Here is a 15812-nt window from a genome sequence, read left to right as displayed (position 1 = left end):
CAATAAATCCTTGTAATCATAGTTTGGTGATTTTATTTTACCACTTTCTTCATTAATGTGTATGTCTTATGGTTGCAAACAATACTGGTCCTAAAATACAGCAAGAAAAAGCAACAGTGAGTGCAATGATTTATTTATATTGCAACCAAAATCATCACACCTCACGTTACCAGTTATGTAATGAATGCAATGATCTATTGCAATATGCTATGCAACGTTTAACAATGTGTCGTTTTGGTGAAGCCAAAACAACCTGTGAGCATTGCCCAAAACATTGTTATCGTAAGGATTATAAACAAAAAATAAAACAAGTTATGCGCTATGCCGGTCCAAGGATGATCATCTATCATCCAGTAATGGCTTTTAGGCATCTGTATAAAAATTTGTTGAGTAAATAGTAAGCTACTGATTTTCGGTGATACTACCCGTTAACTACAAAAAAGTAACGGGTAATTGATGATATAGGTTTGATTGTTATCTTAAATTATATCTTTGAGGTGTTAAAATTTCATACTTGCGCTAAGTAGTGCATGGAATTTTGCTGCAGGTATGGTTTCGTAAGCGGTTGTATAGCTTTTATTTAATATATTATTTATATCTAAACCAATCCGGTATTGGCGATTGGTGCCAAATGAAGTGGTGGTTGATAAATTTAGGGTTGACCAACCACTATAATGGTAAACCGATGAATCACTGCGGCGAGTTGCTTTTGTTGAAAATCGCATAAATAGATCAGAATCAATATCAAACCAATCTAAATAAGCTGTATGTTTGATACCAGCATTCCCCATAAAACGCGGATTGCCAGAATCATAAGTGGTGTACCGTCCAGTTTTTATCTGACGTCGCAAATAATTGCCTTTAACATAAGGGATAAAAGCTAAATCAAGATATTCTATGCTAAATTCTAAGCCATGAGTGTTGGCTTTGTTGGCATTATTATAATAATTAAAATTAGCCCCTGATGCACCATCACAAATAGCCGAACCATTACAACTCATTTCAGTAATATAATTTTTAGCGGCAGAATAATAAATGGCGCTATCAACTAACCAAATATTGTTGTTGTAGCGCAAGCCTATTTCATAGTTATTTGATTTTTCAGGTTTTAAATTTGAATTACCATAAAGTGTTTGGGTTGAAGCCGAGGTAACTGCATAAAGATGTGAAAGTGTTGGGTGAACATAGCCCTGTGCAAACGAGGCTCTTAATTGTGTATTTTCAATGCCAGAATAGGTTAATCCAGACGACACAACAAAATTGTTATCGCGATCTTTCTTTTTTCCATCAATAGTATAAGTTACAGATGGGCGACCTATAATGGGTATTTTATTTAGGGACGTTGATCCATTTTTGAGTTTTGATTCAACCCAATATTGACGAGCGCCTATGTTCCAAGATATATCATCAGTTATTGCCCAATCGTTCTGTCCAAATAAAGAAATGCTAGTTTGTTGCCATTTATTAGCTAAATATTTATGCTGAGTATAGCTTGCTCTTGGTGATGGCATTTTGGATACCAACGAGTTATGTGAATTTTGAACAACATTATCTTGTTGATATTGTGCTCCGGTAATTAGTTTCATGCTTTTATGTGGTATAAAATCGGATTGAAATGTCATGCCATAAGTTTTTTGTTCATCGTTTGTGGCTGTATTGGTGTTAACATTGATCATAGGTCTTGGTGATACAACAACGTGATTTCTAAATTCACGATTCATTTTTTGTACATAGGCATCATAATGTAGCTTTTTAAGGACATCACTATCAATATTATAGTCATAAAATAGACCAATTTTTTCACGTTGCAATTTGGGTAATTTGACCCAAAATTCTTTAATTGAAGGAGCGTTATTATCCTTATCAAAATAAGTTTTAGTATTAAGTCTATAACGATCGAGTGAAAGTCCAAATTTATGCTTATCTAAATTAACTCCAAACCATGAACTTAAACTATCATTACCAAAATCGGTATTGTGAAGTTTGCCTTGATAAGCTTTACGATCGTTATTTTGGGCATGAGTGCCACTGATTCGATAATCAAAAATCTGATCCATTGTGCCGTTAACCGTGCCCATTTCGGTAAAGCCATTAGTTGATTGGTTATAAATAACTTTAACATCACCATTAAGGGAGGCTCTGTTTTTGCTACCTTTTCGGGTAATAAAATTAACCACACCACCGATGGCTTGTGAACCATAAAGGACAGAATGAGGACCTTTAATAACTTCTATCCGCTCAACTGATTCCATATCAATTAATACACCTGCTCCAGAACCGTGTCCTGAGCGGTGATAGGTCACCTCTTGCCCATCAATTAACATTAAAATGCGCGATGGTGCTTCGCCACGAATCATAATTTGCTTACGACCCGCTAGCGAATTGTCGGTAATTTCAACGCCGGGAATATCGCGTAATGCCTCGGCAACAGAATCACCATTTTGCTTTTCAATATCATCACGGTTAATCGCATTAACCGATACTGCGCTGTCCCATATGCTTTTTTCATTACGATCAGCTGTCACGATAATGGTGTCATGAGAAGTTGTTCGGTTTTCTTCGGCAAAAGTATCAGCACTAAAACAAAGGGTTAACATTGCAATATATGACGTCGGTTTATAAAGCTTGATTACGTTTAATTTCATTGTTTATCATTTCCTATATCAGTGAAAATTTGATATTTTTAGTTATAATGAAAATGATAACCATTATCATTAATAATGTAAATAAAAAGCACTCCATTTGCAAATAATGTTAAGTCACTAATAGATATATATAAAAATAAAAATTTGTTATTATTAGAAACAAAATTTAAAATAATCACTTAATCAAAATCTAGGTAATAAGATGTCTATCGCCGTTATTGAAGTCAGTCGTCAATCCGTTATTCATAATGTTGAATATCTAAAAAAAATAGCACCCAATAGTCAGCTAGTTGCGGTTATTAAAGCCAATGCTTATTCCCATGGTATTGAGGAAATTGCGCAGCTATTAGCCGATAAGGTAGATTATTTTGGCGTTTCGCGGCTTGCCGAGGCAATACAATTGCGAAATACAGGTATTAATACGCCTATTGTGGCTTTGGAGGGATTTTTTCCACATGATGATATGTGGGATTTGATTAATTTTAATGTTCAACCAGCTATTCATAGCAAATGGCAAATCGATGTATTGCAATCATCACCGCTTGAAAAGCAAATTATTACATGGTTTAAAATCGATACTGGTATGCATAGGTTAGGTTTTTGTCTTGATGAAGCTAAAGAAGAGTTTTATCGTTTAGCTAACTGTTCTGTCGTTTGTAAACCGATTAATATTATGAGTCATTTTAGTTCGGCTGACGATCTCACTTCAAAGCAAACGTTAAAGCAAATTGAATGCTTTGATCAGTTTATTGCTTCAATTGACGATAAATCACTAATAGGTAAATGTTCGATTGCCGCATCGGGTGGCACTTTGGCTTGGCCAATGGCTCAGCGTGATGTTGTGCGTCCAGGCATTGCTTTGTATGGTGTTTCGCCCTTTGATGCACCAATTGCCGATTTAAAACCAGCGATGACATTTAAATCAGAATTAATCGCAGTGCGAAAGCACAAACAAGGCGAATCGGTTGGCTATGGTCAGACTTGGTGTTGTGAACAAGATACTCAACTCGGCGTAGTTGCGATGGGCTATGGTGATGGCTACCCACGTAGTATTCCACAAAATACGCCTGTTTTGATTAATGGTCGTAAAGTGCCTATTGTTGGTCGAGTTTCAATGGATATGATTGTGGTTGATTTGGGCATCGACAGCCTTGAAAAACCCGGTGATGAAGTCATATTTTGGGGACCAGATCTCCCCGTTGAAGAAATCGCTAAGTATACCGGTATTAGTGCTTACGAATTAATAACGCGCTTAACTTCACGCGCAAAAATCCACTATAGTAGATAAATAATTTATGATAAAAAAAATATTTGTATATGTTTTACTCACCCTAATACTCATTGTGGGTGGTTCTATTAGTATTGGTCATTATTTTTTACAGCAGTTTTCTAAACAGCAAATGCAAGTTACTGACGAAAACCAGATGTTTACTTTAAAAAAAGGCACATCTATGCATCAGTTAGTTGAGCAAGTTAAAGAAAGTAAATTACTTCAAAGCGCATATTTGCTACCTTATTTATGCAAATTAAACCCATCGTTAAGATCCATTAAAGCAGGAACTTATCAATTGCATCCACATATGACAGTCGAAGAATTTTTGCAATTGTTGGTATCAGGCAAAGAGATCAATTTTTCGATCCAATTTGTGGAAGGTAAACGCGCTAAAGATTGGTTAAATATTATTCAGTCAGCCCCATATATTCAACAAACATTAGCTGGTAAAACAGAACAAGACATTGCTAAGCTACTTGGTATTAAAGGGTCTATTGAAGGCTGGTTATCGCCCGATACTTACCTGTATACGGCTGATACATTAGATATTAATATCTTAAAACGCGCGCATATGACCATGAAAAGTAACTTGCAAAAAATCTGGGATAACCGCGATAGCAATCTTCCTTACCAATCGCCTTATGAGCTACTTATTATTGCATCGATCATTGAAAAAGAAACCGGCATCAGTTCTGAACGGGCAAATGTGGCTTCGGTATTTGTTAATCGCTTAAAAAGTAAAATGAAGTTACAAACTGACCCAACCATTATTTATGGCTTAGGTGATAACTATAAAGGTACCATTAGGCGGGTTGATTTAACCGATACCCAAAATCCTTATAATACCTATGTCATTGAGGGGCTCCCGCCAACACCTATTGCAATGCCAAGCCTTGCTTCATTAGAAGCAGCCGCGCACCCAGCTAAAACCAATTATCTGTTTTTTGTTGCGAATGGAACAGGTGGGCATACCTTTTCAACCACTTATAGCAACCATCAGCAAGCGGTGAATGTATATCGACAGTTATCGAATAGTGGAAATTAGATTTAAAAAATTAAATAAAATCAATGCCTTTTCTGATCGATTTTTATTCGATTTTTTCGGCTTTAACCATTATTACACACTAATGTACCGTATATTAATGCGGTACATTTTATCTTGTTAATTTATGATAATTCATCAAGCTGTTTAATAAGATTGAGCAGGCGATTAACATCTTGTTCTTGCTCTTTTAACGCTTCTTCAAAATATGGGTGCAAAGCAAATTTTGGCAAGTTTACTTTAGCGTCAATCATGGCTTGTATTCGTGGAATAAAAATCCATTGTAACCATTCGTGTGCTTGCATGGTGTCAAGCGCAAAGGGCTCTTGGCTTAAAAATGCATCAGGTTTTGGTGGTGTGATTTGCCATAAATCGATTTTTTGTAACTCTGCAATAATTTGCTCGATTTGATTGAGTAGCTTTTGTTCTTGTGATTTTTGTGCTAACAAACTTCGATAATGGTGCCAATCAAAACAGGGACCAGGATCTGTTTTACGATCTGGGGCTATATCGCTGTGGCCAGCTATGTTTTCGATCCCATAAGTTTGTTGTAATAATAGTGTCACGTTCGCTAATTGCTGATATTGTTGTTCAGTAAAACTGTCGCTATCGCATCCTTCTATTTCAATACCGATTGAAAAATCGTTACAATTCTCTTGCCCTGCAAATACGGATTTCCCTGCATGCCAAGCGCGTTTATCAAATGGCACAAATTGAATGATTTCGCCATCTCGCCGAATAAACAGATGGCTTGAGACTTCAAGTTGATAAATTGAAGTAAAGTAGGGATGCTTATTAGGATCGAGCTGACCTGTAAATAATTGTTCAACATAAGGCCCTCCATATTGATTGGGCGGTAGGCTGATATTATGGATAACAAGTAATGATATCGGTTTATTGGCTGGTCGTTCATTATAAAAAGGTGAAACGACGTGTTTTATACCTTGCAACCAACCGTTAACAATTTTTAGGGACATATTGACTCCAACTTATCTAATAAACCGATGTATGGATTTGTTTGTTTTGCGATCTGCTTCGCGAAAATTGAGCATACAACGTAATAACGAATTGCGTAATGGACTTTTCTTTCCAAACTTACTACTTCGCTATTATTCCATTTTTTTGTTTTGCTATAAAGGCTCTTCTATTAAATCATTGACTGAAAAATCGAGGTATTTATGTCTAATCAATCGGGATTTACGTTGTTTGAACTTATGATTGCCATTATTGTTATTGCTATCTTAACGGCTATTGGTGTGCCTGCATATCAAGGATATGTAAAAAAAGCGGCGTTGACTGATATGCTGCAAACCATGACATCTTATAAAACGGCTGTCGAAATTTGTGCTGTAGAGCAAGGCAGTTTAACCAATTGTAGTAATGGTAATAATGGTGTACCGGCAAGCCGAACATCTAACTATGTAACTTCAATAACGGTCAATAATGGCGTTATTACCTTGGTTGGAACCAGTGCCTTAGCGGGGTTAACCACCACACTGACACCAACAATCAATGCCACTCACGGTAATTTAGATTGGAATCGCGTTTGCACCACATCGCCAGTCGATGAAAGTTTAACCAGTGCTTGTGAAGAGATCTTTAAATTTTAATGTTCGTATTTGACGATTAATAAATAAGGAAGCGCCTTTATGCAAGAAGAACAGCTAATTGAAAGTATCGACAAATTGTTGCTTGAAGCATTAGAAAAGCGCGCTTCGGATATTCATTTTGAACCTTACCAACATAGCTATCGTATTCGCATGCGCATTGATGGTGTTTTACATGATATGTTATCACCACAGCTTGCATTGGCTAAACAGATAACAGCAAGGCTAAAAATCATGTCTAAGTTAAATATCGCTGAGCATCGATTGCCCCAAGATGGTCAACTTGTGATTGACCGTTACACAATGCGTATAGCCTCTTTACCGGTTATGCATGGTGAAAAGATTGTCTTAAGAGTAATGGATAATCATGAATCTGAATTAACAATCAATGACTTGGGGTTAACTGATACTGATCTATTAACGTTCAAACAAATTCTAGATTATCCCCAAGGATTGATTTTAGTTACTGGACCAACTGGTAGTGGTAAAACGGTCACATTATATAGTGGATTAAAATGGTTAAATAAAACCGAACGTAATATTTGCAGTGTTGAAGACCCTATTGAAATTCCTCTTGAGGGCATTAACCAAACTGCTATTAATCTTAAAGCTGGGTTAACCTTTGCTATGGTCTTACGTGCCTTACTACGGCAAGATCCTGATGTAATGATGATTGGTGAAATTCGCGATCGTGAAACTGCCGAAATTGCTATTCAAGCTGCGCAAACAGGGCATTTAGTCCTCTCAACTTTGCATACTAATTCAAGTGTCGAGGCAATAACCCGCTTAAAACAGATGGGCATTGAAAATTATTTACTTTCATCAAGTTTAAAATTAGTCATCGCTCAGCGACTAGTGCGAAAACTTTGCTCACACTGCAAGGCGGTGGCAAGTGAACGGATTAAGTTAAGTAACGACCAGGTGCCACATTATGTGGCTTCGGGCTGTCCAAAGTGTATTGGTGGATATAAAGGACGAATTGGACTATACGAACTTTTAGTCATCACCCCCAATATTCAACAGCAAATATTAGCGAATCAAACTATTTTTCCTTCAAATATGACTTCGCTAAAAATGGCTGGGCAAACATTAGTTAAACAGGGCATTACAACACTAGCTGAATTAAATCGCGTATTGGGTGATACGGTATGAATCGGCTCTATTATTGGTATGATATAGATTTTAATCAACACAAAATCATCGCTAAATCACCACAAGCTGTTAAACGTCAGTTATTGTTACAAGGTAAAATCGCTATTAAGATCAAAGCAGGTAATGTTATTACCGCACGTAGTTTTAATCGTGCTGATCTGCTGATCATTACCAAACAATTAGCGACTATGTTAAAGGCGGGGTTATCCATCATTGATACATTACAGTTGCTCGCCCAAGAACAAACCAAACCACACTGGCAATATCTGCTACTTGATATTAAACAGCAAATTGCTAAAGGCGAATTTTTATCGCAAGTATTACAGCAACATCACAAGGTGTTTTCTGCACTGTATTGCGAAATTATTGCAACCGGTGAACTCACAGGGCAGCTTGACGAAAGCTTTGAGCAGTTAGCGTTATTACTTGAAAAATCAATAAAATTACAAAAAAAACTCAAAAAGGCAATGCGTTACCCACTATTTTTATTATTAGTTGCGGTAATTGTAAGTTTAGTGATGTTATTATTTGTTTTACCAAAATTTTCGGATATTTATCAAGATTTCGATGCCGAGTTGCCAGCTTTTACACAAGCGATTATCGATTTTTCCAACTATTTACAACAAAGTTGGTTAATTTGGTGCGTAGTCTTTTTCATCAGTTATTTATGTTATCAACGCTATTTAAAAGTGCGTTATCGCCATAAAATAGAGGCGATGGTAATTAAATTTCCCTTTATCGGTCAGGTGATTAAAACCAGTTGCTTAGCCCAAATTTTTCAAACCATTGCTATCACCCAAAAAGCAGGCATACCATTATTAGCCGGTTTAGCTGCAGCGGCTAATACCACTTATTATTGTCTTTATCGTGATAGTCTTTTTCAAATCATTACAGGCATTGAACAAGGGTATTCATTTAGCCATGTATTACATCGGCAAGTACACTTTCCCCACTTATGCGCTCAACTCATTTTTGTGGGAGAAGAGTCAGGTACGTTAGATTTAATGCTTGATAAGCTAGCGTTCTATTATCAAGAACAAAATCAGACTTTAACTGATAATCTATCACAAGCGTTTGAGCCATTATTAATGCTTGTATTAGCCTTGATTATTGGTAGTTTAATTGTGGCGATGTATTTACCTATTTTTCAAATGGGCGAGGTGATTCACTAATGCTAATGTTTATTATCATCTATTTGGGGCTTTGCATGGGTAGCTTTGTGCATGTCGCTTATTGTCGCTATTTGCCAACACTGACGACTTGCCAATATTTATACCGCATTAGTGTGTACCGATCTGCTTGCCCACATTGTCATCATCGACTCAATGCTTGGCAATTGGTGCCAGTTGTTGCTTGGCTAATACTAAAAGGGCGCTGTCATTATTGCAAAGTCAAGATTTCATGTCGTTATCTTATTGTTGAATTATTTGTCGCAGCATTATTTGCGATTATCTATTTTGATAAAGGTATTAATTTTCAAAGTTGTATTTTAATGCTTCTTGGCTGCTATTTTTTACTGTTGGCGTTCATTGATTTTAAATACTATTTATTACCTGATCTGTTTACGCAACCGTTGATGTGGATAGGTATTATGCTTGCCTATTTCAATATAACAAACATTGAGTTAGCCGATGCTTTACTGGGCATTTTTTTAGGATATTTGTTATTAAAAATACCCGCCACATTATTTTATTTAATCTCTAAAAAAGAGGGATTAGGGGGTGGAGATATCAAACTACTTGCCGCATTGGGAGCTTGGCTACCTTATACATTATTACCTCTATTATTGTTTTTTTCCTCGTTACTGGGGATTATGTACTATCTTTTTTTGCGATATGCACTCAATCAAAATATTACAAAGATTATTCCATTTGGTCCTTTTTTATTAATATCGGGTTATGTGATCTATTATTATTTGTAGGGAAGAGTCGGCTGGTTTACATTTTATGATTAAAATAACCTTCTAAAATCTTATAAGGCGCTTTGTCGAAAATCGCTTAACCTTTTGTGTTTTATCTTTTGAATCGCTAACTATGTCCTGATTATACTATATCGCCATTAAAGTACATATCACGCTTTCAGCTTACCCATTCATTTGAAAGTTGGTAGTTTTCGTGAATGTTTGGTTGATACAATGGTTATCATACGTTATTCAATAAATACTGTGGAGTCTCAATTAATCACCAAACGGTATAGAATCCTGAATATTTTTTACAAAAAATAAAGCATAAAATGTTAATAGTTGTGTAAATATCCCATAGCGAGCACACTACTCATGTAGAAAATTAGGCAGCCTGTTTTTGTGTTTTATATGCAATTGCGTCAGGCTATTTAATGTCTATGAGGTCTTTCAGTGTTATAAATAAACGACTAACATAAAACAGTTAGTCCAATTGGTGACGGTGATTTTACTTTATGTTATAAGGGCTATCTCTTTTGTTTGAGAGGTGGTGTGCTGCCTATTCATTAAAGCAATTTTTTGAATTACTGTAAATAACACGAATAATTCCTGCGTATGAGTATTACTTGAAATTGTTGTTAAAAAGTTTCAGGAAACCTTACGTTTCAGTCAATTTTTGTTAATCAATACTGTGTTAAAAGTGCATAACGTAATCATTCTGTTCAATATATGCAACATATAACCAAAATTGCTATCCATAGTAAAAATAGTTATTTTTATAAAAGTGAAAATCGCGTTATAGTGCTAGCTAAATCAGCGTGTTATGCTGTAAATCAGTTACTAATTAAGGAATTATATCATGATATCAAATAGTATAAATGAACTAAAAAGCGAAATGATTGCGTGGCGTCATCATATTCATGCTCATCCCGAAACCGCTTTCCAAGAAGTTAATACCACCCAATTTATTATCGAAAAACTACACTCTTTTGGTATTACGGAATTATATACTGATTTTGCCCCAACGGGTGTTGTTGGTATTATTAAAGGTAATCAAGAAGGGCGGTGGATTGCGCTTCGGGCTGATATTGATGCATTAGATATTGTTGAAGAAAATAATATCGATTATTGTTCAACCATGCATGGCAAAATGCATGCATGTGGACATGATGGGCACACAGCTATGTTGCTAGGCACAGCCAAGTATCTTAGTGAACACCGTGATTTTGCTGGTACCGTTGTAGTTATTTTTCAACCTGCCGAAGAAAATGAAGGTGGAGCACGCGTTATGGTTGAAAACGGTTTATTTGAACAATTCCCGATTGAAGCGGTGTATGGCATTCATAATCAACCTAATATGGAGTTAAATCACTTTTATATCAATCATGGTCCCATGATGGCATCGTATGATGTATTTGAAATCAAAATAACAGGTGTGGGTGCGCATGCTGCTGCTCCTCATCTTGGCAAAGATACCATCGTAACGGCTACACAAATCGTCAATGGTTTACAAAGTATTGTGAGTCGTAATGCTGATCCTTTAAGTTCGTTGGTTGTTAGCGTAACGCAAATCCATAGTGGTGATACCTGGAATGTGTTACCACAAGAAGCAGTGATTCGTGGCACGGTTCGGACATTTAGTGCCCAAGTGCAAGATATGGCTGAAAGTCGCATTAAGCAAATAGCAACAGGTATTGCAACAACTTTTGAAGCTAAGGCTGAAGTGGATTATCAACGCCGTTACCCTGCGACAATTAATTACGCCAAACAAGCCGATATTGCTATCACTGCGGCTAAAAAAATCGTTGGGAAAGATAACGTAATTATTGATCCTCTTCCTTCAATGGGCTCAGAAGATTTTGCTTTTATGTTGCAAAAAATACCAGGAGTATATGTTTGGCTAGGTGCTGGTAAAGGTGCTAACTTACATAACCCAGCCTTTAATTTCAATGATGAAGTGTTAACAACTGGTGTAAGTTATTTCGTTGAAGTTGTTAACCAAGAACTTGCTAACTAAGTTTACACGATAGGCATATAAAGATGGCTGGAATAAATGTGATGTTATTCCAGCTTATATGAGTTAAAAACAATTAAAATGTCATTCGGCTGTTGTCATTCCCATAAACTCTAAATGGGGTATTTAAATCGAGCCCATTATTAAGTACGACTTGGACACAAACGCCGTCTTTTTCATCCAGTTTGGCTGCGGCTAATACAAGTCCCCCTTCTCGCCAGCCACCGGCAAGTTTGTATTCGAGTGTACTGCCGATTTTTGGAAGAACGTCACTGGTACCCTTTATTACATACATCCCACGGGTGTTTGCTCCGCGAAACTGTGCTCTTGCGACCATTTCTTGACCACAGTAGCAACCTTTTTCAAAGCTGATTGCATCATAAGATTGTAAGTTACAGGCTTGTGGTAATAATATTGCCATATTGTCACCATCAATGACTGGATAACCTGCTTGTAAATCAAGTTTTAGCCATTCACTGCATGGATTTAAATCAGTCGAAATAGGATCTGGCGTGACCATAATAACGCGCATTTCCGGTAAAGGTAGCTTGATATAGGTGATGTTATTTTCAGTAAAACAGCTTTTATCGCTTAATTTTTCTGCAACTATGGCGGGGATTGCATTACCAATCAAGCCAACCATGTTTAAGTCGTGGACAGGTTCGATAGTTACTTTAGAAAAAACAGCGTATTTTGCCAGTTCAGCAATCTGTTTTTTCACAACGCTTTTACGCTCAATGTAGTAAATATCGTTACCTCGTTGAAATAACAATAAAGTACTCCACATTCTGCCTTTATTGTCGCAATGAGCCGCATAGAGCGTAGATTGTTCTGAAAGTCGATTTATGTCATTGGTTATTTGGCCTTGCAGGAAAACACGGTTATCGTCACCAGAGACTTTAATTAATTGCCAGTCAGAAAGAGAGATTGGTTTAGAAGAAATATTACTCATATTTGTACCTTTGGGTAATGAAGAATCCTAGTACCATTATGGCTAGAAATACTTAGGTTCTGAGTGTATATAAAAAATAAAAAAATAACAATAAATCAATTATCAATATTTAAATAAAATTGATAGGTTATGGATATTATTCATAATATTTCAATAATTAATATTGTTAGCACCCAATGTTATTTGTACTGCACTTAGCTAGTTGACTTTATTGATTTTGCTTACAAGTTGATGCAAAATGGTTCATAAAATGACAAATCAGTTACATTGGAGGCAACAACCATGGCAAAACTGTCAGGCGCAGAGATGGTTATTCAATCTTTGATTGACCAAGGAGTAAAACAGATATTTGGTTATCCCGGTGGTAGTGTTCTTGATATTTATGATGCTATTCACACGATAGGTGGCATTGAACATATTTTAGTGCGTCATGAACAAGCCGCAGTACATATGGCTGATGGTTATGCAAGGGCAACAGGCGATGTTGGCGTTGTGTTAGTGACGTCAGGTCCTGGGGCAACAAATACCATTACCGGCATTGCAACAGCATACATGGACTCTGTACCGCTAGTAATATTGTCTGGGCAGGTTGCTAGCAATTTGATTGGTAACGATGCATTCCAAGAATGTGACATGGTTGGAATTTCACGCCCCATTGTGAAACACAGTTTTTTAATTAAAGATAGTAAAGATATCCCCGAAACGATCAAAAAAGCGTTTTATATCGCATCGACAGGTAGGCCAGGGCCAGTGGTGATTGATTTGCCAAAAGATGTGGTTAATCCTGCCAATAAGTATAACTATCATTATCCAAAATCTGTCACCATGCGCTCTTACAATCCAACGATACAAGGTCACAAAGGACAAATTAAAAAAGCGTTAACGACTTTGCTAGCAGCTAAAAAACCCGTTTTATTTATTGGTGGTGGCGTAATTGCAGCCAATGCGAGTGATGCGCTCAAAACGCTTGCTAAAAAACTAAATTTACCAGTTGCTTCAACATTAATGGGTATTAGCGCCTTCCCTAGTACTGACAAACACTACCTTGGCATGATTGGTATGCATGGTGTTTATGAAGCGAATATGACTATGCATAATGCCGATGTCATTTTGGCTATAGGTGCACGGTTTGATGACAGAACAACAAATCATGTTGAAAAATATTGCCCTAAAGCCAAAATTATTCATGTTGATATTGACCCAACCTCAATATCAAAAACCATTATGGCAAGTATACCGGTTGTGGGTGATGCAAAAATGGTTGTTGAAACAATGTTATCTCAAATCGATGAGCTAAATGTAGATCGTGATTTGGATGCATTAGTCGATTGGTGGAAACAAATCGAACATTGGCGAGCTCGTCACTGTCTGGCTTATCGTCATGACGGTGAAAGCATTAAACCACAAGAAGCGATAGAAGTGCTATATAAATTAACTAAAGGTGATGCTTTTGTGACAACTGATGTGGGTCAACATCAAATGTTTACAGCACTTTATTACCCATTTGACAAACCGCGTCACTTTATTACATCGGGTGGACTTGGCACCATGGGATTTGGCTTGCCAGCAGCTTTAGGGGTTAAATTAGCATTCCCTAAAAAAACCGTTGTCTGTGTAACTGGTGATGGCAGTATTCAAATGAATATTCAAGAGCTATCAACCGCATTACAATATGGATTACCTGTACTGGTTTTAAATTTAAATAACCGTTTTTTAGGCATGGTTAAGCAGTGGCAAGATATGATTTATGCAGGACGGCATTCCAGTTCTTATATGGAATCTTTACCTGATTTTGCCAAAATTGCAGAAGCCTATGGACATGTTGGCTTGATGATAACCAAACGTGAAGAGCTTGAACCTAAACTGAAACAAGCGTTAGCAATTAAAAACCGGTTGGTTTTTGTTGATGTCATGACCGATGCTACTGAACATGTGTATCCAATGCAAGTGCGAGGTGGGGCAATGAACGAAATGTGGCTTAGTAAAACGGAGAGAACCTAATGCGTTATATCTTATCAATTTTAACCGAAAACGAACCCGGCGCATTATCAAGAATAATTGGCTTATTTTCACAACGTGGTTTTAATATTGAAACAATTACTACCGCGCAAACTGAAGACCCAACTATGCATCGTATGACGATTCAAACAACGGGTGATGAGCATGTTCTTGAACAGATCCAAAAACAGTTGCATAAATTAGTTAATGTTTATCGTGTGCATGATTTAACCGAAGGGCCACATGTAGAGCGTGAGATCATGCTAGTCAAAGTTGCCGCAAAAGGTTCTGATGCGCGTGACGAGGTAAAACGTTGTGCCGATATTTTTAGAGGATCGATTGTCGATGTGACTGCAACTCATTATATCGTACAATTATCGGGCACGAGTGAAAAGCTAGACTCATTCTTAGCTTCAATTCGTGAAACTTGTAATATTGTCGAAATCGTTCGTTCTGGGATTATAGGCTTATCGCGCAGTGAAAAAACAGTCAAATAGCTATATTTATTGTTAACATATTTAATTAAGGCGCATAATGCGCCTTAATGAGGTCTAAAATATTAGTGTAAAATGGTAACTATTTGGTTTTAGTTTTGTTTATTAAAAGCAACATAAAAAATAGTAAAATTAAGTTTTCAAATGTATCTAAATCCACCACAAACAAAATCACCCTATAACTATTTAATTTTGCTTAAAAAGCATTAAATAAAAAATCAAATAAAATAAAAAAATCAATGCTCTACCTGAGAATTTTTTGTTTGTTGCTAAAATATGCCAATAAATCAAGTATCAATAAAAGCCCAATTACTCTCTATTGATAAAGTTTTTTCTTGCCTGTGCATAATATTTTTATGCCTATTCATTACCTTTGTTTCTTAAATTACAGTAAAACATATGGATAATTCCTATAATTGATATTAAGCAAGATAAAAAAGATTAAACTTTCATTAAAATAGTTTATACTCTGCTTGCATAATCGTTTGTGCTTAGCACCATAATCAGATGCATAACGATGCACAAATAACATAACTAAAAATAGCCTGCATGAATTATAAGGAATTGAGGAGAACAATATGGAAAACAAGCTTAATCACCTAATGGGTCAATTAGGTGAGGGGCTCGCTGACAAATTGCTTGGTGGTTTGGGCGGGGTGAGCCATAACCGCTATAGCTTAACCATTGATGGACTGGGTGCGCCGATATCGGTGTTGCATGTTGACGGTGATGAGC

At 36.5% G+C, this 15812-nt stretch carries 13 protein-coding genes and 1 pseudogene; 10 read left to right on the top strand and 4 right to left on the bottom strand.

Annotated features, from left to right (window positions below; translation table 11 throughout):
* Positions 1-68: 68 nt before the first annotated feature.
* Positions 69-398, top strand: a complete 330-nt coding sequence (locus BQ5209_RS00400; protein WP_085246612.1) for a nitrous oxide-stimulated promoter family protein — start codon at positions 69-71, stop codon at positions 396-398.
* Positions 399-500: 102 nt separating this feature from the next.
* Here BQ5209_RS00400 and BQ5209_RS00395 read toward each other — a convergent pair whose 3' ends face one another.
* Complete coding sequence (locus BQ5209_RS00395) at positions 501-2645, bottom strand: TonB-dependent receptor (RefSeq protein WP_085246611.1); 2145 nt, start codon at positions 2643-2645, stop codon at positions 501-503.
* A gap of 202 nt (positions 2646-2847) precedes the next feature.
* On the opposite strand from BQ5209_RS00395, the gene alr reads away from it, so the two are divergent.
* Positions 2848-3933: an alanine racemase gene (alr, locus tag BQ5209_RS00390; protein ID WP_085246610.1), complete on the top strand. Its 1086-nt coding sequence runs from the start codon at positions 2848-2850 to the stop codon at positions 3931-3933.
* Between the two features lie 7 nt (positions 3934-3940).
* Positions 3941-4963 carry an endolytic transglycosylase MltG gene (gene mltG, locus BQ5209_RS00385; protein WP_085246609.1) on the top strand — a complete coding sequence of 341 codons (1023 nt, stop codon included), beginning with the start codon at positions 3941-3943 and terminating at the stop codon, positions 4961-4963.
* 122 nt (positions 4964-5085) lie between these two features.
* Here mltG and BQ5209_RS10970 read toward each other — a convergent pair whose 3' ends face one another.
* Together BQ5209_RS10970 and ampD are read right to left on the bottom strand one after the other, a co-directional pair.
* Positions 5086-5409 (bottom strand): YqcC family protein, encoded by a 324-nt coding sequence (locus BQ5209_RS10970; protein WP_370737817.1) that lies wholly within the window; start codon positions 5407-5409, stop codon positions 5086-5088.
* A pseudogene (ampD, locus tag BQ5209_RS10965) lies at positions 5392-5937 on the bottom strand (1,6-anhydro-N-acetylmuramyl-L-alanine amidase AmpD); the annotation flags it as partial. The gene BQ5209_RS10970 and the pseudogene ampD, both read right to left, overlap by 18 nt.
* Positions 5938-6138: 201 nt before the next feature.
* Here ampD and ppdD point away from each other — a divergent pair.
* The 5 genes from ppdD to BQ5209_RS00355 all read left to right on the top strand — a co-directional run bounded on the left by ppdD (position 6139) and on the right by BQ5209_RS00355 (position 11636).
* On the top strand, positions 6139-6570 hold the full coding sequence (ppdD, locus tag BQ5209_RS00375) for a prepilin peptidase-dependent pilin (protein ID WP_085246608.1): 432 nt from the start codon (positions 6139-6141) through the stop codon (positions 6568-6570).
* 39 nt (positions 6571-6609) lie between these two features.
* Positions 6610-7719: an ATPase, T2SS/T4P/T4SS family gene (locus BQ5209_RS00370; protein WP_085246607.1), complete on the top strand. Its 1110-nt coding sequence runs from the start codon at positions 6610-6612 to the stop codon at positions 7717-7719.
* Positions 7716-8891 carry a protein transport protein HofC gene (gene hofC / locus BQ5209_RS00365; protein WP_085246606.1) on the top strand — a complete coding sequence of 392 codons (1176 nt, stop codon included), beginning with the start codon at positions 7716-7718 and terminating at the stop codon, positions 8889-8891. Before BQ5209_RS00370 ends, hofC begins: the two co-directional genes overlap by 4 nt.
* Entirely contained in the window at positions 8891-9640 is a 750-nt protein-coding gene (locus tag BQ5209_RS00360) for a prepilin peptidase (protein WP_085246605.1), read from the top strand. Before hofC ends, BQ5209_RS00360 begins: the two co-directional genes overlap by 1 nt.
* A gap of 838 nt (positions 9641-10478) precedes the next feature.
* Positions 10479-11636, top strand: a complete 1158-nt coding sequence (locus tag BQ5209_RS00355; protein ID WP_085246604.1) for a M20 aminoacylase family protein — start codon at positions 10479-10481, stop codon at positions 11634-11636.
* A gap of 73 nt (positions 11637-11709) precedes the next feature.
* On the opposite strand, the gene ygfZ is transcribed toward BQ5209_RS00355, so the two are convergent.
* A complete protein-coding gene (ygfZ, locus tag BQ5209_RS00350; protein WP_085246603.1) occupies positions 11710-12585 on the bottom strand; it encodes a tRNA-modifying protein YgfZ in 876 nt (291 codons plus the stop codon).
* 282 nt (positions 12586-12867) lie between these two features.
* Between ygfZ and ilvI the strand changes: the two genes are divergently transcribed.
* Both ilvI and ilvN read left to right on the top strand, forming a co-directional pair.
* Complete coding sequence (ilvI, locus tag BQ5209_RS00345) at positions 12868-14586, top strand: acetolactate synthase 3 large subunit (RefSeq protein WP_085246602.1); 1719 nt, start codon at positions 12868-12870, stop codon at positions 14584-14586.
* Positions 14586-15080 carry an acetolactate synthase small subunit gene (gene ilvN / locus BQ5209_RS00340; RefSeq protein WP_085246601.1) on the top strand — a complete coding sequence of 165 codons (495 nt, stop codon included), beginning with the start codon at positions 14586-14588 and terminating at the stop codon, positions 15078-15080. The genes ilvI and ilvN overlap by 1 nt, the downstream gene beginning before the upstream one ends.
* The last annotated feature ends 732 nt before the right edge of the window (positions 15081-15812 follow it).

The organism is Gilliamella mensalis, assembly GCF_900103085.1.
GTDB lineage: Bacteria > Pseudomonadota > Gammaproteobacteria > Enterobacterales > Orbaceae > Gilliamella > Gilliamella mensalis.
This window is presented reverse-complemented; position numbering and strand designations above follow the sequence as displayed.